The sequence below is a fragment of the Thermosporothrix hazakensis genome (assembly GCF_003253565.1).
Classification (GTDB): Bacteria; Chloroflexota; Ktedonobacteria; order Ktedonobacterales; family Ktedonobacteraceae; genus Thermosporothrix; species Thermosporothrix hazakensis.
Window position 1 is genome coordinate 100,186 of sequence record NZ_QKUF01000007.1, and the last position, 17,926, is coordinate 118,111.

Annotated in this window: 16 protein-coding genes; 11 read left to right on the forward strand and 5 right to left on the reverse strand. The window is 52.9% G+C overall.

Annotation, left to right across the window (positions count from 1 at the left end):
• The first annotated feature begins 68 nt into the window (after nucleotides 1-68).
• From EI42_RS12370 to pyrF, 4 genes are all read left to right on the forward strand, one after another.
• Nucleotides 69-1,730, forward strand: a complete 1,662-nt coding sequence (locus tag EI42_RS12370) for an L-aspartate oxidase (RefSeq protein ID WP_111322320.1) — start codon at nucleotides 69-71, stop codon at nucleotides 1,728-1,730.
• Nucleotides 1,731-1,802: 72 nt separating this feature from the next.
• Nucleotides 1,803-3,170: a dihydroorotase gene (locus tag EI42_RS12375; RefSeq protein ID WP_111322322.1), complete on the forward strand. Its 1,368-nt coding sequence runs from the start codon at nucleotides 1,803-1,805 to the stop codon at nucleotides 3,168-3,170.
• Between the two features lie 11 nt (nucleotides 3,171-3,181).
• Entirely contained in the window at nucleotides 3,182-3,820 is a 639-nt protein-coding gene (locus EI42_RS12380; RefSeq protein ID WP_111322325.1) for a phosphoribosyltransferase family protein, read from the forward strand.
• Between the two features lies 1 nt (nucleotide 3,821).
• A complete protein-coding gene (gene pyrF, locus EI42_RS12385; protein WP_111322327.1) occupies nucleotides 3,822-4,658 on the forward strand; it encodes an orotidine-5'-phosphate decarboxylase in 837 nt (278 codons plus the stop codon).
• Nucleotides 4,659-4,709: 51 nt separating this feature from the next.
• On the opposite strand, the gene EI42_RS12390 is transcribed toward pyrF, so the two are convergent.
• The 4 genes from EI42_RS12390 to acs form a co-directional block, all read right to left on the reverse strand.
• Complete coding sequence (locus EI42_RS12390) at nucleotides 4,710-5,105, reverse strand: MazG nucleotide pyrophosphohydrolase domain-containing protein (protein WP_111322329.1); 396 nt, start codon at nucleotides 5,103-5,105, stop codon at nucleotides 4,710-4,712.
• Between the two features lie 15 nt (nucleotides 5,106-5,120).
• On the reverse strand, nucleotides 5,121-5,996 hold the full coding sequence (locus EI42_RS12395; RefSeq protein ID WP_111322331.1) for an LLM class F420-dependent oxidoreductase: 876 nt from the start codon (nucleotides 5,994-5,996) through the stop codon (nucleotides 5,121-5,123).
• Nucleotides 5,997-6,132: 136 nt separating this feature from the next.
• Nucleotides 6,133-8,214 carry an arginine--tRNA ligase gene (locus EI42_RS12400; RefSeq protein WP_111322333.1) on the reverse strand — a complete coding sequence of 694 codons (2,082 nt, stop codon included), beginning with the start codon at nucleotides 8,212-8,214 and terminating at the stop codon, nucleotides 6,133-6,135.
• Between the two features lie 165 nt (nucleotides 8,215-8,379).
• Nucleotides 8,380-10,323, reverse strand: a complete 1,944-nt coding sequence (acs, locus tag EI42_RS12405; RefSeq protein WP_111322335.1) for an acetate--CoA ligase — start codon at nucleotides 10,321-10,323, stop codon at nucleotides 8,380-8,382.
• Between the two features lie 354 nt (nucleotides 10,324-10,677).
• Between acs and EI42_RS12410 the strand changes: the two genes are divergently transcribed.
• The 7 genes from EI42_RS12410 to EI42_RS12435 all read left to right on the forward strand — a co-directional run bounded on the left by EI42_RS12410 (nucleotide 10,678) and on the right by EI42_RS12435 (nucleotide 17,172).
• Nucleotides 10,678-11,865 (forward strand): acetyl-CoA C-acetyltransferase, encoded by a 1,188-nt coding sequence (locus tag EI42_RS12410; protein ID WP_111322337.1) that lies wholly within the window; start codon nucleotides 10,678-10,680, stop codon nucleotides 11,863-11,865.
• 224 nt (nucleotides 11,866-12,089) lie between these two features.
• Nucleotides 12,090-12,779, forward strand: a complete 690-nt coding sequence (locus tag EI42_RS12415) for a Chromate resistance protein ChrB (protein WP_111322339.1) — start codon at nucleotides 12,090-12,092, stop codon at nucleotides 12,777-12,779.
• A gap of 167 nt (nucleotides 12,780-12,946) precedes the next feature.
• Nucleotides 12,947-13,108 carry a hypothetical protein gene (locus tag EI42_RS32490; protein ID WP_170142573.1) on the forward strand — a complete coding sequence of 54 codons (162 nt, stop codon included), beginning with the start codon at nucleotides 12,947-12,949 and terminating at the stop codon, nucleotides 13,106-13,108.
• A gap of 232 nt (nucleotides 13,109-13,340) precedes the next feature.
• Nucleotides 13,341-14,228, forward strand: a complete 888-nt coding sequence (locus EI42_RS12420) for a hypothetical protein (RefSeq protein WP_111322341.1) — start codon at nucleotides 13,341-13,343, stop codon at nucleotides 14,226-14,228.
• A gap of 35 nt (nucleotides 14,229-14,263) precedes the next feature.
• Nucleotides 14,264-14,809 carry a cob(I)yrinic acid a,c-diamide adenosyltransferase gene (locus EI42_RS12425; protein ID WP_111322343.1) on the forward strand — a complete coding sequence of 182 codons (546 nt, stop codon included), beginning with the start codon at nucleotides 14,264-14,266 and terminating at the stop codon, nucleotides 14,807-14,809.
• Between the two features lie 177 nt (nucleotides 14,810-14,986).
• Complete coding sequence (locus EI42_RS12430; protein WP_170142574.1) at nucleotides 14,987-15,580, forward strand: RNA polymerase sigma factor; 594 nt, start codon at nucleotides 14,987-14,989, stop codon at nucleotides 15,578-15,580.
• The gene (locus tag EI42_RS12435) at nucleotides 15,577-17,172 is read left to right on the forward strand and encodes an anti-sigma factor (RefSeq protein WP_111322347.1); all 1,596 of its coding nucleotides are present in this window, start codon (nucleotides 15,577-15,579) and stop codon (nucleotides 17,170-17,172) included. The genes EI42_RS12430 and EI42_RS12435 overlap by 4 nt, the downstream gene beginning before the upstream one ends.
• Nucleotides 17,173-17,225: 53 nt before the next feature.
• On the opposite strand, the gene EI42_RS12440 is transcribed toward EI42_RS12435, so the two are convergent.
• The gene (locus tag EI42_RS12440) at nucleotides 17,226-17,894 is read right to left on the reverse strand and encodes an O-methyltransferase (protein WP_111322349.1); all 669 of its coding nucleotides are present in this window, start codon (nucleotides 17,892-17,894) and stop codon (nucleotides 17,226-17,228) included.
• Between the last annotated feature and the right edge of the window lie 32 nt (nucleotides 17,895-17,926).

The following is a 17,926-nucleotide window of genomic DNA, read 5'->3' on the forward strand; positions in this document are numbered from 1 at the left end:
TGCCATTTCATTCGGGGAGGAGGGCTACCCCTCCTCCTCTGTCATGAGTAAAAGCAAGGAGCAGTAGCATGTCAACGCAGCCCACAACTGTACAAAAGAGAGAGACCGACGTTCTGATCATTGGCTCTGGTGGAGCCGGTCTGCGTGCGGCGATTGAAGCGACGACGCGCGGTGCGAATGTGCTGATTATCGCGAAAGAGGAGCTGAGAGAGGCCCATACCGGCTGGGCAATGGGCGGTATTAATGTTGCGATCAAGGAACCGGCAACCCCACAGCAGCACTTTGAAGACACGATTAACGGCGGCTGGCGTATCAATAATTTCAAGCTGGCAAAGATCTTTGCTGAAGAGATGCCCGACCGTATCCACGATCTGGAACGTTATGGCGTCCTTTTTGACCGTCTGCCCGATGGCACTTATTTTACCTGGGCCAGCGGGAAGCAGTCGGCGCCTTTGAATCTGTGTGCTGGAGACTATACCGGACGTGAGATGATGCGCGGTCTCTTGCTGGAGGTCAAGCGCCTGGGGGTCCCTTATCTGGAGCATACCTATGCAACGCGTCTCTTCAAGCAGGGTGATCGCGTGGTCGGTGCGTTCCTGATGAATAGCCTGACCGGAGAGCAAACTGTTGTGCGGGCAAAGGCGGTCATTGTTGCGACTGGTGGAGGCGGCGCTATGTATCGCGTGAACACCAATGCTCCGAGCAACACCGGCGAGGGGTACGCCTGGGGCCTGGACATGGGTGCGGAGATGGTTGATATGGAGCTCGTGCAGTTCCACCCGACCGGCATGGCCTGGCCTCCTGAGAAACGCGGCACGCTGGTGACGGAAAAGGTGCGCGGCAATGGCGGCATTCTGAAGAACAAGCATGGTGAGCGCTTCATGGCCCGCTATCAGCCACAGCGTATGGAACTGGCTGGCCGTGACGAGGTTTCACGCGCAATCTATCAGGAGATCCAGGAAGGGCGCGGTACCGAGCATAACGCGGTCTATCTGGACGTTACCCACTGGGAAGAGGGCAAGGTTGAGAAGCTGATTCCTGATGTGTTTGCGGCACATATGGAAGTCGGGATTGATATTCGCAAGCAGATGATGGAAATCTCGCCCTCGATGCACCATATGATGGGTGGCTTCGTCATTACCGAATGGGGTGAGACCAATGTTGAGGGACTCTATGCGGTCGGTGAGGTTTCCTGTAGCGTACACGGCGCGAATCGCCTTGGCGGCAACTCTATCGCGGAAGGACAAGTCTTCGGGCGGCGTGCTGGTATCCGCACTTCCGAGTATGTGAAGGGCGTCTCGATGCCGGAGATCAGCGAGCAACTCATCAATGCAGAACTGCAACGCATTCACTCCTACTTGCAGCGCGAGCAAGGGCCGAAGCCTGCTGAGGTACTGTCGAAGATCAAAGATACCATGTGGAACTATGTCGGGATTATCCGTACGGAGGAGGGCCTGCTGAAGGGACAGGAAGAGATCAAGAAGCTGCAACAAGAGGCGCAGCAGATCAAGGCGACCAACACGCAGGAGCTTCAGGCCAGTCTGGAAATTCGCGATATGTTGGAGACGGCAGAAGCAATTGTCACCTCGGCTCTGGTCAGAAAAGAGAGCCGTGGAGCCCACTTCCGCGCCGACTATCCTCAGATGAGCGAGGAATGGGAGAAGAACATTCGTGTCTTCCGCGGTGAAGATGGCAAGCTGGTTACCAGGGTTGTGCCTGTGACGAAGTAAGTGTGTTGTGTATCAATCGCCCTGCTGGATGGAGAGTCTCTATCCACAGGGCGGAGTATCGAAAGGAGCGAAATGGCGTCAGCGCTTATCGGTTCAATTGTCCTGCCGGATCGCGTCATTGAGGGGACGCTGCGGCTTGCAGAGGGAAAAATTGTTGCTATTGAAGAGGGTTTCCCCAAAGACGGTACCGAGGTGATCGATGTTCGGAGAAAAGGGAAATATATCTTACCCGGGCTGATTGAGGTGCACGGGCATTTTCGTGAGCCCGGTCTTGAGTATAAGGAAGATATTCCGCATGGGACGCGGGCGGCGGTTGCTGGTGGCTATACTACGGTGTTTGATATGCCGAATGTGCGCCCTCCAACCACGACGGTAGAACGCGTCAAAGATCAGATTAAGCGCTACACCGGGCGCTCCTACACCGATTTTACCATTAATATGGGCACCGCAGTCGAGGATATCGATGAGCTGCGGAAGATCGATAAAGACCTGATTACCGGGGTGAAGATCTTCACCGCGGGGCACGCCACCACGCCGACAACTATTCCGCATCTGAGCGATATCACGCAGATCTTTGAGATCCTGGGCGAGCGTCAGATTATGGCGCTGCTACACGCAGAAAATCAGGAGCTGGTCAACTATTTTACGCATAAGTATCGCGATGAATATGGACGAACCGATCCTGCCGTATGGAGCGAGGCCCGAAATCTCGCGGTTGTGCTCACTTCGGCGCTGGAAATGATCTCGCTGGCGAAGCTCAACCATGTCAAACTCTACCTGTTGCACCTTTCCACGACAGAGGAGTTTGAGGCGGTCGCGTTCGGACGACGTATCGGCGTTGATGTCTATGGTGAAATCGCTTCCTACCAGCTTGCCTTTAATACCAGCGACTACGAGAAGTATGGCAACTTTATCAATGTGGCGCCGGCATTGCGCTCACCTGAGGAGCAGCGGAAGCTCTGGCAACTGTTGCGTAACGGGCAGATTGACGCCGTGATCTCCGAACACACACCGCACTCTCTTGAAGAGAAGCAGAAGGCAAACGTCTGGGAGACAGCTTCGGGCATGCCGGGCATTCAGGAGACGTTGCCTGTACTGGTGACAAACTGGATCAAACAGTTCGGCCATGAGACATTGGAAGAAGGGCTTGTACGCATCGCGCAGGTGACGTCACGCAATATCGCTCGTATCTTCGGGTTTGGCCAGAAAGGCGGGCTTGAGGTCGGGAAAGATGCCGATGTCACAGTGATCGATACCGAGCAGGTTTGGGAAGTCAAAAAAGAGGATCTCTTTACCAAGAATCGCTGGTCTGCCTATGAGGGAATGCAGCTTGTTGGACGTCCCATCATGACCCTCTTACGCGGCAATATTGTCTATCAACAAGGTGAGGTGATTGGCGAGGCACGCGGTCAGCGTATCCGCCGCGAGAATCAGCAATAGGAAGGGATGATATGACAGAGATAATGCACCTGTTTGAGCAGGTTGGCGCGATTGTGATGGGTAGTCATTTTGTCTATAGCTCCGGGCGGCATAGCTCGGTATATGTCAATAAAGATGCTCTCTATGTCCATCCCACGATCATCTCTTCGTTGTGTCGTCTGATGGCGGAACAGTACGAGCCGGAGACCGTTGATGTTGTGGTGGCTCCTGTGCTTGGTGGGATTGTTCTTTCGCAATGGACTGCCTATTATTTGACACAGCTTCGCAAGCAGGGTGAGACGCTTGCTGTCTTCGCCGAAAAGGGGGCTGATGGTGTCGATAAGCAGTTCTTCTTCAGTCGGGGCTATGACAAATATATCGCAGGAAAAAATGTTGTGGTGGTCGAAGATATTCTCACAACAGGCAACTCCGCGAAGCAGACCATTGAGCTGGTGCGCAGGCACAACGGACATATCATCGGGTTGAGCGCGCTCTGCAACCGGGGCGGCGTGACTCCCGAAGCGGTTGGCGGTGTTCCGATACATGCGTTGATCGAACTGCCACTTGAGACCTACACGGAGGAGGCCTGCCCGTTCTGTCGGGATGGCGTGCCTGTGAATACGGAACTGGGAAAGGGTCGAGCGTTCCTGGCGAAACGAAAGGGGGCCTGACGTGGGGTTCGTCGAAAAGCTTCTGACGGCAGCGCGACACAATGACAGCCTGCTCTGCGTTGGTCTGGACCCCGAGCTTTCCCGGCTTCCTGCGCACCTGCAAGCGCTTCCACTTGACCGGGCAGTTACTCAGTTTTGTCGTGAGATCATCGAGGCAACGGCCCCCTATGTCTGCGCTTTCAAGCCGAATCTGGCCTTTTTTGAGCAGCTTGGCGTTGATGGGATGCGCGTGTTTCAGCAGGTTGTTAAGGCGGTTCCATCCGAGATACCAGTCATTGCAGATGCCAAGCGGGGTGATATCGGAAATACAGCAAAAGCATACGCAGTCAGTATCTTTGATGAGTTTGGGTGTGATGCGGTGACGGTTAACCCCTATCTGGGCTATGACAGCGTCGCTCCGTTTCTGGCCTATCGCGAGAAAGGTGTGATCCTGCTTTGCCGAACCTCCAATCCGGGCGCGCGCGACTTTCAGGATTTGCCGGTTCAGGGGCCTGATGGGCAGGTGCGTCCGCTGTACGAAGTGGTGGCACAGCGTATCCAGGCATGGAATGAGGCGGGAAACTGCGGCATGGTTGTCGGTGCAACCTATCCAGAAGAGTTGTGTCGTTTGCGTACCCTTTGCCCGGATCTGCCAATCCTGATCCCCGGTATCGGCGCACAGGGCGGCGATCTTGAGGCGGCAGTCAGGGCCGGAGTTGATGCCCGGGGAGAGAAGGCGATTATTTCGGCCTCACGCTCGGTGCTGTTTGCCGGGAGCGGTCCTGATTTTGCCCATGCCGCAACTCGCGAGGCACAACGCTTGCGTGATGCAATTAACAAGGCCCGGCGCCATCAGTAAACAAAGATAGGCAGGTGTTATCATGCACAATGATAGCACCTGCATTTTTCTCTAAGAGAGCTTGTCTTTCCCGTGATATTTCCAGGTACGATGGACGTTCTTTTCCATCTTGTCGATGTAGGCTTGCTGAAGATCAACTCCGGTATAGTTTGCCAGCTTGAAAATGTACGCCAGACAGTCCGCCAGCTCCTGTCCCAGGTCCTCGCGGTGGATCTTCAAGGCTTCATCCAGCGAGACAATCTCATCTTCATTGCGGGCAGGATCGGTCATTGAGTAGACGTTTTTCAATACCTGTGCGACCTCACCAACCTCGCCACTGAGAAGTGTGAGGTTCAGAAAGATGTCTGTATTAAAGTTGTTCTTTTTATCAAGCCAGCGATGAAATTCCTGGAAATCGTTGATTGTTCGCATCTTGTTGGGGAAAACGGTTTTCTCTTCGTCAGCCATAGCAAGATTGTCCTTCTAGTGCAAGAATTGCTCCTGTAGAGGCTCTACAAGCTCTGTAACAAGGCGCTTCACAGTCCCTGTAACGAAAGGAGGACGCAGACTGAGGATCAGATGTGTCGCGCCAGAATCGATATAACGGGCGAGTAATTCGCGTTCTGCTTTTAGATTATCCAGATTAATAATGTCCTGAACGGAGCGCTCAATTGTTGCTGTATCGCGTCCGATGGCGGTACAGTGACGATCCAGCACGCTACTCTTGTGCCGAAAATCCTCCGGAGTGCCGCTGATATAGTTCCACATATCCGCATGCCGTGCGACCACACGCAAGGTGAGTTTCTCACCGCTGCCGCCGATCATAATCGGGGGATGCGGCTTTTGCAGCGGTTTGGGCTCGCAGTAGGCCTCTTTTAACTGATAATAGGTTCCCTGAAAATTGGGTGCTTTCTCGGTCCACATCCGTTTGATGAGCTCACAGGCCTCATCAAGGCGGCGGATGCGCTCAGCGGTAGTGTAGAAGGGCAGGTCATAGGCGATATGCTCACGTTCATACCAGCCAGCACCCAGACCAAAATCAAACCGACCGTGAGTAATGACATCCAATGTCGCCGCCATCTTGGCAAGGACTGCCGGGTTGCGATAGGTATTGCTCATGACCATAATCCCCAGACGTAGACGCGATGTGCGAGCTCCCAGGGCTGTTAACACGGTCCAGCTTTCCAGGCTCGGGGCATCCAGATGGTGTTCATCCATTGAGATGAAGTGATCGTTGATCCAGGCATGTTCGATTGCAGGATACTCTTCAGCTTCAAGCCAGGTATCAAGGATCGCCTCAAAACCGGTATCCTGGGGAGAGGTTTTGATACCAAAACGGAGTGGTTTCTCGGTTTGCATGGGCTGCCCTTTCACAAATTTTCTTATAGCATAACTATATCATCTTTTCGGAAGGGAAGGCCAGTGGGAAGAGAACGCAGGCAGGAAGGGCGGTGAGCGCTCACCGCCCCGCAAGGGATGGAATACTTCTTCGAGATTAGATGCGCTCCAGTGGCTCAAAGCCGAGGGTGCGAAGCACGTTGTTCATAGTTTGGACAGTTGTCTTGACCAACAGCGTACGGAAGGCCTTTACTCGCTCATCCGTCTCTTTGACGATTGGTGGAGTATGCTCATAGAAATCGCTGAAGTGGGAGGCCAGATCGAACGCATAGGAGGCCAGTGCAGGTGGCGAGAGCTGCTCTGTTGCCTCTGCCAGTTTGCGCGGATAGGCGTCAATATGGCGTAACAGTTCCCATTCGCTCTGCTCAAGCGTCTCCGGGAGTGCCTCAAGTCGTGTAGGAAGCTCATATCCCGATTCTTGCAGGCGACGCAAAATGCTGTTTGCGCGAGCATAGGCATATTGCAGATAGACGCCTGTATCGCCGTTCGGGCGCAAAACCTCGTCCATATCAAGCGCGATGATCTGCTGAAGGTTGAAGCGGATCATAAAGTAGCGAATAGCTGAAGCTGCCAGAGCAGCAGCCGTATGGTCATCGATATCTGGCTTGTTATCCCGCTTGCGTGCCTCGTGCATGCGCTTGACAGCCTCGTTCATGAGATCGTCTGCCTTGATCTCAATGCCTTTGCGTCCTGACATCGCGTAGAACTCGCGACCATCAGAAGTATCAATGCCCAGACTCTCGGCGGTTGAGGCGGAGAGGGTGACGACCTCGTAAGCAAGGTGGCGTGAGTTCTCGGCCTGCTCGGTATAGCCGAGGCGGCGCAGGCTCTCATAGACCACCTGTTGCGGGTAGGACTGGCGCACGTCAATAACGTTGATGACGCGTTTTGCATGTCCGAAGCGCTGTGGGTCTGCCTCTTCGTCTGTGGAGACGACATCCTTTGGTGTGCGCATTGTCCAGAGGATGCGCCCGTCATGTTGCGTGCCCCATTTGATAAAGTGGAAATGGACATTAAACTCATCGGAGTCGGTGATACCGAACTTCCAGAGCTGGTTTGCGATATCCTTCGCGGTATAGGTTGCGGTGCCGTCACTCTTGACAAGGATTTTATCGCTCATGCGCTCATTGTCTTGCTCTTTTTTCTCCTCGTCGCCAAACGGGAGAATCCAGCAGCCGGCAGCCGGTCCGGTCTCGGGGTGTTCAAGTAAGTTGCGTGTGCGGAGGACATCAAACGTGTGTTTCCAGAGATGGGCCTGAAGGATAGCGGACTCCCAGGTCAGGAGGTCATAGGAGATATTCAGGCGCGCCATTGTCTTCAGATGGGCCTGAACGATTCGATGGGAGAGGTCAGAGGCGATTGCGACATAATCGGGTTCTCCCTCAAGCTCCTCTCCATGCTCAATTGCGTGCAGTACCTTTGAGCGTAGTTCAAGCGCGTTCTTGCCCTCTTCCGATTCCTTTTCACTGTAAAGCTTATTGACCGCTACATAGACGCGTGAGCAATAGTAGTCATAAGTCTCGCCGGGAAGCGGGTCATTACCCTCAGCAAGTTGCAGCTTGCCCTGTTGGAGAAGGAGCAGACCAACAACGACATCGGCGACCTGGACACCTGAGTCGTCAATGTAATTCTCTGCCTCGACATGATACCCCTGAGAGCGGAGCATACGTACCACAGTATCGCCGATACAGGAATTGCGCAGGTGGCCGACGTGGGCTGCTTTATTGGTATTGATCGCGGTATGTTCTACCACAACCTTTGTACCAATGCCAACTTCAGACTGACCGAAGTCCGGACCATCCTCAAGAACAGTTTCGATGATTACCTGACCGACAGCAGGGCGGTTAAGACGGAAGTTCACATAGCCGGGTTTGGTTGCCGTGATCTCCTGAACAATGGGGTCGTTCAGCCCTTTGAGGGCCTCAACTAACCCTTCAGCAATCTGAAGCGGATTTCGTCCGAGTTTGAAGCGCATCCAGGGCATCACTGGCATCGAATAATCACCGAAGCTGGACTGTGCCGAAAAACGGAGATCGATTGGCAACTGTGCAGCATCACATTGGAGCTGCTCTTGCTCAATGTATTTGGCCGCAGCTTGTTTGACAAGCTGAGTAAGATGTGCAAGTAAATCTTGGTGCTGGGATTCTGGCAGGTGGTCTGCCTCATTGGAGACTGTCATTATGCATCCCTCTCTTCACAAACCAGTAGTTCCAATTACTATAGCTAGCTTTGTAAAAATGGTCAAGTGAGGTCATGAAATGGGCGACCGCCAGGAGAAAAGAGGTCCCGGGGGTCGCCCTTGCGTATAAGTGTTGATGTGCGATTGTCTTTGTTCCCGAAAGAATTACGCGTCCAGTGTGCTGGTATCTCCCACAGGCTCACCCAGTTCTTGAGCACGCAGAACACGACGCATAATCTTTCCTGAGCGGGTCTTTGGCAGTGTCGGGCGGAACTCCAGCTCGTCCGGTGTCGCCAGCGGGCCGACAGTTGAGCGCACGTGCTGCTTGAGTTCATTGGCGAGCGCGTCATTGGCCTCAAAGCCCTCTTTCACCGTAACGAAGACTTTGACGTGTTCGCCCTTGAGTGGATCGGGCTTGCCGATAGCTGCGGCCTCTGCTACTGCTGGATGGCTGACAAGGCAGGACTCGATTTCCATTGAACCGAGGCGATGGCCGCTGACTTTGATAACATCGTCAACGCGGCCCTGTACGCGGAAGTAGCCGTCTTTGTCGCGTGTGGCAGCGTCACCAGCGAAGTAGACGCCGGGGATTGTATCCCAGTAGGTCTCATAGCGGGCTGGATCTCGATAGATGGTGCGCATCTGCGCGGGCCACGGATGCCGAATGATCAGGAAGCCACCCTTTGTGGCATCAACCGGATTGCCGTTCTTATCAACAATATCTGCCTCAATGGTTGGCATGGGCTTTGTCGCGCTGCCGGGCTTCAACGGCAGAATGACCGTCGGGCTGATCAGGATCATGCCAGTCTCGGTCTGCCACCAGGTATCAACGATGGGCAGTTCGTTGTGTCCGATATTCTTCCGGTACCAGATCCAGGCCTCAGGGTTAATCGGCTCACCGACCGAGCCAAGCAGGCGCAGGCTGGAAAGATCGTGTTTCGCGGGCCACTCCTCACCGAAGCGCATCAGACCACGGATAGCGGTCGGAGATGAGTAGAAGATAGATACTTTGAACTTCTCGACGACGCTCCAGAAGCGGTCGGGATTGGGATAATAGGGGGTGCTCTCGAACAGAACGCTGGTCGCGCCGTTCATCAGCGGGCCATAGACAATGTAGCTGTGGCCTGTCACCCAGCCGATATCTGCCGTGCACCAGTAGACATCCTCCGGCTTGATATCGAACACAAAGCGGGTGGTCATATAGAGACCAACGGCATGCCCGCCATGCACGTGAACAACCCCCTTTGGTTTGCCTGTGCTGCCGCTGGTATAGAGGATATAAAGCAGATCTTCGCTGTCCATTGGCTCACAGGGGACAACAGTATCTTCGGGAATGTCTGCCAGTAACTCATCAAGATAGATATCGCGTCCCGCTTGCATTGGCACATCATTACTCAGGCGTTTGACGACAACCACCTTTTCGATGGTGGGAGTATCTTCAAGCGCTTCGTCGGTGATCTCCTTGAGTTTGATGTGCTTACCACCGCGATAGTTCCCATCGGCAGTGATGACCACCTTTGCCCCGGCATCATTGATGCGCTCTCTTAGTGCACTTGCAGCAAAGCCCCCGAAGATGACGGTATGGACCGCCCCCAGGCGGGCAACGGCCAGGAGTGCAGCAACCTGTTCGGGGATCGCGGGCATATAAATCGCGACACGATCACCTTTTTTCACCCCCAGGTTTTGCAGACCCTTTGCCAGACGGTTCGTCAGCTTATACAGGTCTTCATAAGTCAGGGTGCGGGTTTCGCCATTGTCTCCTTCCCAGTAAAAGGCAACCTTCTGACGCACAGGAGTTTCCATATGCCGATCAAGGCAGTTGTAGACGATGTTGAACTGTCCACCGACGAACCAGCGGAAGAAGGGTTTGTTGGTCCATTCAAAGGTCTTTTCCCAGGGCTTAAACCAGTGCAGCTCTTTTGCCATGTCCTCCCAGAACTCAAAGCGGTTCTCAATCGACCACTTATGGAAGGCATCATAGTCTGTAAACCCTTTGGATTTCATATAGGCCATGATGTTAGCGTTTTCGACGAGCTCACTTTTGGGGGGAAATAGACGATCCTCATTTAAAATGGTGTCGGTGTTTTCAAAGTTGAGGTTGCTACTCATACGAAGTATTCCTCCTGGTTACAAGATAGGCTTTTGTGTGGAAGGGTATGCTATTGAGCCACTGGCAATACGGACAGACTCTTGCTCGCTATCGTCTATCCTCTGTAGTTTCCACATTATAGCATATAGGATCGTAGGGAGTATATAGGGAAAAGGGAGATGTCTGGACGTATAGACCAATAAGGCAAGGAATCAGGTGAGGCTGGCAGTGCATGAAAAAGGGTATGTGGAAGAAACATCCCTTTCAAGGATGAGCTTGACTCGAAAGTGCAATCAGTGCTTGCAGAGAGCAGGTTTCAGGTGTTAGACTGAAAACAGATACTACGTGTTTTGTTTTCACAGTGAGGTGATAACATGCAGGATATTTATCTGCTTGCAGGAGCGCGAACCCCTTCAGGCGTATTACTGGGATCACTGTCTCAGATCAGTGCAATAGATTTAAGCGTTATAGCCGCAAAGGAGGCGATCAAACGGAGCGGCGTCGAGCCCGGACAGATCGATCAGGTTGTTCTGGGGAACGTAATACAGACGAGCAAAGATGCGATTTATTTTGCTCGTCATGTTGCTTTAAAAGCTGGTTTACCTATAGAGGTTCCGGCGTTAACTGTCAATCGTCTCTGTGGCTCGGGGTTGCAGGCGATTGTCAGCGCTGCGCAGCTCCTACGTCTGGGTGAAGGAAAGCTGGCGCTTGCTGGCGGTGGGGAGAACATGACACAGGCCCCGCATGTCATCCGTGGAGCGCGGGCAGGGCTGAAACTTGGCATGTCGCCTCAACTGGAAGATAGCCTGTGGGAGGCGCTGGTTGACAGCTATATTGGCTGTGGCATGGCGATTACAGCGGAAAATCTGGCCGAGAAGTATGGCCTGACGCGTGAGCAAGTCGACGAATACGCGCTTCGCAGTCAGGTACAGGCGCGTAAAGCGCAGGAAGCAGGCTGGCTGGCAGAAGAGATCGTCCCCGTAACGGTGAAGGACCGCAAAGGGAAGCCGCAGGAGATCACGCAGGATGAGGGTATTCGAGATACCTCGATGGAGGCGTTAGCAAAGCTTCCGGCACGTTTCCGTGAGGGTGGGGTGGTCACCGCTGGAAATGCCAGCGGCATTAACGACGCGGCGGCCTGCGTGGTGCTGGCGACCGAGAGCGCGGTGCAGGAATATCAACTCAAACCGCTGGCGCGCCTGGTCTCCTGGGGCATAGTTGGTGTGCCGCCTGAAATCATGGGCATTGGTCCGGCTCCTGCCATTCGCCAGGCGTTGAAACGTGCTGATTTACATCTTGAAGATATGGACCGCGTTGAGGTCAATGAGGCCTTTGCCGCACAGTATCTTGCGGTGGAGAAAGGGCTTGGCCTGGATCGCAACAAAACAAATGTCAATGGCGGAGCCATTTCGATCGGACATCCGCTGGCTGCGAGTGGCGCACGTCTGGCCCTCACACTGATGCATGAGTTACGTCGGCAGAAGCTCAAGTATGGTGTGGCCTCGTTATGCATTGGAGGTGGTCAGGGGATTGCAGCCGTTTTTGAGAATGTGACCCGTTAAAGCATGAGCGATTGAAGCGTGAGGGGGGCAGAATATGCCTCTCTCATTTCTTTTTTGGGGAGGGAAGAGAGGTGGCTTGCGAGCGGATTTTCTGGTGCTTTTCTGCCCTTTTCAGCGTCTTGCATAGATATAGCAAGTTATGCTTGACTTTACAGATTACTCAAGGTACCATAAAAAACAAAGTAACACATGTTACTACGAACGTATCGATAGGGGTAAGATTCATGCGAGAGAGCGAGGCCCTGCGCTGGTTGCAGTTAACGTATAAGGTCCCGAGCGAGCCTTCTCAGAAGCGGGTGTGGGTATGGAGACGACTTCAAAGTTTGGGTGCGTATGCCCTGCAAAACTCAGTCTATCTGTTGCCTTTTTCGGATGAGGTTGAGAGGCACTTTCGTCAGCTTGCTCATGATATTCACGAAATGGGTGGAGAGGCAAGTATTTTTTCAGTGATCGCGCTAGATCCTCATGATGAACAGCGTATTCTCCAAACGCTACTGGAAACACGTAACAGTGAGTACAACACTATAGTCAACATCTGTGGGCAATGGCTGGCCCGAGTCGCGAAATTGACAGAAGAACAGCATTGTAGCGAGGCGTTGAAAGCTGAGCTGGCGGAGGTGTTGGAGAAGGCACATGTCTTGTTTCGAACGGCAAAACGACATGATTTGCTTGGATTGCTGACCGCGGCCCGACGGGCTGCGGCGGCTGAAGCACTGGCTGCATGTGAACAGATATTGCGTGTATTTCACGATAAGGACCACGGTAAGGTGCGCCGTTTACTGGAGTTACATGCGGAACTGATTCACCCGTTACTGGAAGGCGATGTTCCCGGAGTAACTGCTACCTTGCTTGGACCGGTGGAAACAAGCAAGCAGGGTGGCTCCCATGAACTGCATGATGATCATGTGGAATAGGTGCTCAAACCAGTATTTGTGGGGGACGAAAGGGGCTTCTCATTGCTTTTCACGGCTATGTCAGGTACAATCCTGAGTACAACTAAGCGCTGGCTGATTCGTATAAAGCAGTAAGAGCGAAAAAACGAGAGAGTGAAAACACTTCTCGGTGCTAAGGGGAAAGAAATATGAGACAGCACTATAGAAAGCCATCCAGTGGCGCAAAAGCAATTGCAATCGATCAACGTGAAATAACCAGGCGCTATCGGCTCATGTTGCTTTGGAGTGTTCTGGCGAGTGCCGGGACTTCCCTTAGTCTTTTCTTTCTACGGCTTCTTTTAGGCTTTTAAGAAAATACTTCTTCTCAGAAAAGGCACAATAACCCGGGCGTCCGTCAGAAGGACGCCCATTTGTATTTCTTGGTGTTTTGTTACTGGACGTAAGAGATGCTAATAAAGTAGAATAGCCGTAAGACATGTAGTGAGCTATTTCAAAAATGAATGTACGCAAGAGCAAGGTTGCGATGGAGAAAGAAAGCTGGATCGTGTTGTTGCATCGAGTGATACGCAGGGAGGGCCGGGTATGAACATCTCAGGAACCGGACCGAAGCAACCACTCTCTTCCCAACCATCACGTGATGCAGTGCCAAGACGGCTGATTGTGACAGTAAGCGTTGTTGCCTTCGCTATCAGTGATTGGTCGCTCTGGGTGCTGTTGCGTGAGGGGCCCTGGGGCCCGCCTATGCGGTTGGTTCTGGGGAATGAGGCTGTGCTTGATTCGGTCGAGCGTACGCTTGAAGCGCTATTGCTCTGGCCGCGAAGCGCTCCGCTGGTGCAGTTAAAAGCGGGTTGGCAAGAACAGAAGGTGCATGTATGGGGCAGCAATGAGCAAGGGGCTGCTGTCTCGCTGATTCATAGTATCCTGTTGCGAGCCAATCGCGATCAACTTCGCCCGAATCTGCATAAGCAGCCAATCCCAAGTTTGCATGTAGGTTGGGTGCCCGTCGAGGATGTAGAGGCGGGACGAAGAGAACTTGATCCCGATATGAAGCCGGTGCTCTCGGCTGCACTGCATACGTTGCGCTCATATATCGTTCGTGAGCCCGAACTGATTCTGCGTTACCTTGCCGACATGGGGAAGATGGGTACAATGGCAAAGGAAGAGGGAAGCTGGCGCACTGGCAAGCAAGTCAACGGGACGAATCGTGAAACGCTGCCGTTAAATGTAATCAAGGAGCCAGAAACAGGCGACGGCATTTTGACGCTCGCCGAGGCAAATTTGCTCTATCGGGCCTTCTTCCCGCCAGATGAACAGGTAGACCTTTCAAACCTCCGCCGGCGCTTTCTGGCAACGAATCGTCTGGAACCCGTTGATGAGGAACGTCATGTGCGAGGCCGAGAGATGGAGTGGCGGCGTGTCAGCCGGGCCTACCGTTATACAGGGGATACTGGTATTCCTGATAAAGTCTGAGAACAGGAAACTGTTTCCTGGAAAGGAGAGGTGTTATGGCAAAGGTGACAACAGGTTCGGGCGATACCGGCTATACCGGTTTATTGGGCAGCCAACGCGTCCCGAAATATGATCCTCGTCCCGATACTTTTGGGACGGTTGATGAGGCAACATCGGCGCTTGGTCTGGCACGAGCTGTGGCACAGGATCAGACGGTCAAGGATATTCTGTTTCGTGTTCAGCAAGAGCTGTATGTCTTGATGGGGGAACTGGCTACACCTCCTGAACACTATGAGACCCTGGGTCTGCGCATGACAAAAGAGCATGTGGCCCAACTGGAGCAGATAGAGGAGGAGTTAAAGAGCAAGGTTGAGATTCCCAATAAGTTCATTATTCCTGGCGACACTGTCGATGGCGCTGCCCTCGATCTCGCACGCACTATTATTCGGCGGGCTGAACGGATGGCGGTCAAGTTACTGCATGATGGAGTCATCCAGAACGGCGAAGTGGTACGTTATCTCAATCGCCTCTCCGATCTGATTTTTATTCTTGCCCGGTATATTGAGGTGACTTCCTCCCTCGCTCAGCGTCCAGAACGCTAAAAATGTGAACTACTTCACAGAAATTACGCGTTGTATTGCTGATAATTAGAGAGTGGAAGTTTATGCCCTCAAAGAGAAACACGGGACTGGCTAAAATCTGATCGAGACAAAATAGGAGTAATGGGCATTGTCTAGCGTAGAGGGAACTGAAATCAGCCGCTCAATAAAATGGTTCTGATGAATGCTGTAGAAAATGAGTCGCGGCTTGTTATAGAGGCGTGCGAGGGATCAGTCACTGCTTTTGAAGCGCTGGTGGTGCTGTATGAGCCTCGTATCAGACGGATGATCTATGGAATGACACGTGATGAGCAACTCACTCAGGATATCTGTCAGGAAACTTTTCTGTCAGCATATCGAGCGCTGCCCCGTATGAACGGGCATGATTTGCGCTTCGCTCCCTGGCTCTATCGCATTGCGTTGAACCAGTTGCGCAGTGAGTGGCGTAAACGAAAACATGTAACGATTGTTCCGTTTGGCTCTTCAGCGGTTGGTGACAATGATACCTCGTTTGAAGAACAGGTAGAAGATGGTGCGCTGCTGGACAACCCATTTGAAGAAGGCGTTGCAGAGCGTGATCTGGTAAAGCGTGTCCTGTCACGCTTGCCACAGAACTCGGTGATGTGCTTGCTGCTGGATGCAGAGGGTTTTTCCTATAATGAGATTGCAGAAATAATGCAAGATACGCTCTCAGCAGTAAGAAGCCGTTTATCTCGCGCTCGCCAGGCTTTTCAACGCATCTACTCCGGCCTTGATCAGGAAGGAAGAAGATGAAGGATACTACACCAGAGTCGTCTAAGCGGGACCTCCCCACCTGCCCGCTCAGTAGACACTGTTTACGTTTGGTTGATGAATTGGTCCGTAGCGATGAGCAGTTAGATCTCCTTGCTTCTGAATTAGATCTAGATGATGAACTGTTGTTGCGTCGTCTGCGCGATCATATTCCGACCTGCCCTGCTTGCCAGGACGCTCTAGAACAGGCACGGCATGTACGCGAGCAGCAGCGGACCCAGTTGCAGGCGTGGCTCGCTCAAGCAGAACGACGTGTTCCTGCAACGACTGATCGTATTCTGGCCGCGCTTCGCGAGGAGGCGTCCAGACAACCGATTGCATTACAGGAGAAACCGGCGCGTAACGGTCGGTTGCTCTCACCCGAATGGCAGCCCGCGAACAGGAAAGTGATCGCGCCACGTCAGTCGGTCCTGAAGAAGGCTTTTGTGACTTTTTCGGCGCTTGCGGCGCTTCTGATTGCTGCTGTCGGGCTGCTTGGCATCTTTTCACTGCAATTCTTGCAGCATGGAACGCAGCAGCAGCCCACACAGGGGAGTACGGAACTGAAAACAACTGCTGTGCAACAACAAAAGGTTGTCCCTGCAAGCACATGGTCTTCCCTGCTTGCTGTGGAGAAGGTGCAACAGCAGGAAAACCTGGTTCTGTACAACCCGGCAAATGGACAGAAAGCGGTAATTGTATCATCAATCTGTCCGCAGAAGCCGAACACATCCAAGATCTCGCACAAACCTGCTGATGAGGTGCTGTATCAATGCACAGAAGCTGATCGCATGACCTATTATTTGTTAAGAGGGCAGAAGAGCTTTAGCGTCAGTGGGGCCCACACACACAGTGATAGAGACTATAATGCCGTCTGGAATACTGATGATAAATCTATCTTTACCTATACAGATACTGCCATTATCGTCTTTCATCCTGGTGATGGTACAAGACGGGATATCCCTTATACGCTGAATGCGCAACATCTACACTTCGCCTATAAAAACACGCTATATTATACCGTGCGGGTAGAGGGCGAGCCGGGATTAGAGCTCAGGCGGTTTAATCTCGAAACCAAAGAGATGGATGTGCTCCTGACGGGGGTAAAGATACAGGGTGAGCTGGTCATGAGCCCTCTGGGTGATGCGCTCTACTTTTCCGGCTCCTTTAAGAATATGCAAGGTTTCTTCCGGTTGCAACTGATGGGAGAGACGCCCAGACTTATCGGCAAGGCGCAGACGCTGGCTGGTTTCGACAGCTACACTTTTAACCCTATCGTATTGCAGACAAACGGGCTGGCTGATCTGATCGAGATTGATGCTACTGATGGTTCAGTGATCAAGACGCTGGCAAGAGATGTCGCTCCGGGATCGAGTGAGGTTTTAACTGATGTTGCGCTGCTGTCGCCTGAAGAGAATACAATGCTGATCACAGCGGGCAGATATCCTGATGGCACAGTGCGATACTGGTATCGCAGCTTGACAGGGACGCAGGAGCCCAAAATGATCTTTCAGTCAACGAACGCGAAAACTGATCCTGTACACTCCTTGCAATGGATTGGATGGAGCATGTTGCTGGCAAGCCCGGATGAGTAATCAGAGAAAAAGCCCGCATGGATAGAGATCATCCCCACCATGCGGGCGTGTGGTCAGGCTTCAGGCAGAACAACCGAGATATTGTAGCCATCAGTGTGGTTACCATCACTCATTGGAAGCGAGATGGAGCGTAAACGAGGGTGTGTGGCCGTTTGCTTGTTGTAGGTATAGAGCGCAGCCGTGCTTCCCGTGTCACCGGCTGCTGGCTCAACCAGGGCTTGCCCATTTCTGATACAGTTGTCAGCGACGATAATGCTTCCCGGGCGACTCAGCTTCAGTGCCCAATCCAGATACTGCGGGTAGGATGGCTTGTCCGCGTCGATAAAGATGAGGTCGAAAGGCGCTTCATCCTGAAGCGTCGGCAAGAGATCGAGAGCCGCCCCGACCCGGACTTTCGTTCTGGCGGTGATCTGCGCTCTGTCCAGCGATTGGCGAACGACCTCTGCATGTTTGGCGCTGACTTCTAGCGTAATAAAGGTGCCGTGTGCTGGCAGGGATCGCGCCAGCCAGATGCCACTATAGCCCGCGAGTGCACCAATTTCCAGGATCTTTTGTGCGTTACAGGCTGCGGCCAGCACCTGAAGCAACTTTCCCTGAAGCGGTGATATCTGGATCTCGGGTAGTCCCGCCTCCTTTGCTGCCACAAGCGCTTGTTGTAGCGCGGCATCTTCGGGAGCAAAGAGCTGCTCCAAAGCGCCTGTAATCTTTTCGGTATCACTCATAATGATTTCATACCTTTCTTGTTTTCTTCTAA

Excerpts from the sequence above, each read along its gene's own strand:
- EI42_RS32490 (WP_170142573.1), top strand. The coding sequence starts at position 12,947 with ATGAGACAGCACTATAGAAAGCCATCCAGTGGCGCAAAAGCAATTGCA.
- EI42_RS12395 (WP_111322331.1), bottom strand. The coding sequence starts at position 5,996 with ATGCAAACCGAGAAACCACTCCGTTTTGGTATCAAAACCTCTCCCCAG.
- EI42_RS12430 (WP_170142574.1), top strand. The coding sequence starts at position 14,987 with ATGAATGCTGTAGAAAATGAGTCGCGGCTTGTTATAGAGGCGTGCGAG.
- EI42_RS12400 (WP_111322333.1), bottom strand. The coding sequence starts at position 8,214 with ATGACAGTCTCCAATGAGGCAGACCACCTGCCAGAATCCCAGCACCAA.
- EI42_RS12370 (WP_111322320.1), top strand. The coding sequence starts at position 69 with ATGTCAACGCAGCCCACAACTGTACAAAAGAGAGAGACCGACGTTCTG.
- EI42_RS12380 (WP_111322325.1), top strand. The coding sequence starts at position 3,182 with ATGACAGAGATAATGCACCTGTTTGAGCAGGTTGGCGCGATTGTGATG.
- acs (WP_111322335.1), bottom strand. The coding sequence starts at position 10,323 with ATGAGTAGCAACCTCAACTTTGAAAACACCGACACCATTTTAAATGAG.
- EI42_RS12390 (WP_111322329.1), bottom strand. The coding sequence starts at position 5,105 with ATGGCTGACGAAGAGAAAACCGTTTTCCCCAACAAGATGCGAACAATC.
- EI42_RS12435 (WP_111322347.1), top strand. The coding sequence starts at position 15,577 with ATGAAGGATACTACACCAGAGTCGTCTAAGCGGGACCTCCCCACCTGC.
- EI42_RS12375 (WP_111322322.1), top strand. The coding sequence starts at position 1,803 with ATGGCGTCAGCGCTTATCGGTTCAATTGTCCTGCCGGATCGCGTCATT.
- EI42_RS12440 (WP_111322349.1), bottom strand. The coding sequence starts at position 17,894 with ATGAGTGATACCGAAAAGATTACAGGCGCTTTGGAGCAGCTCTTTGCT.
- EI42_RS12415 (WP_111322339.1), top strand. The coding sequence starts at position 12,090 with ATGCGAGAGAGCGAGGCCCTGCGCTGGTTGCAGTTAACGTATAAGGTC.
- EI42_RS12420 (WP_111322341.1), top strand. The coding sequence starts at position 13,341 with ATGAACATCTCAGGAACCGGACCGAAGCAACCACTCTCTTCCCAACCA.
- EI42_RS12410 (WP_111322337.1), top strand. The coding sequence starts at position 10,678 with ATGCAGGATATTTATCTGCTTGCAGGAGCGCGAACCCCTTCAGGCGTA.
- EI42_RS12425 (WP_111322343.1), top strand. The coding sequence starts at position 14,264 with ATGGCAAAGGTGACAACAGGTTCGGGCGATACCGGCTATACCGGTTTA.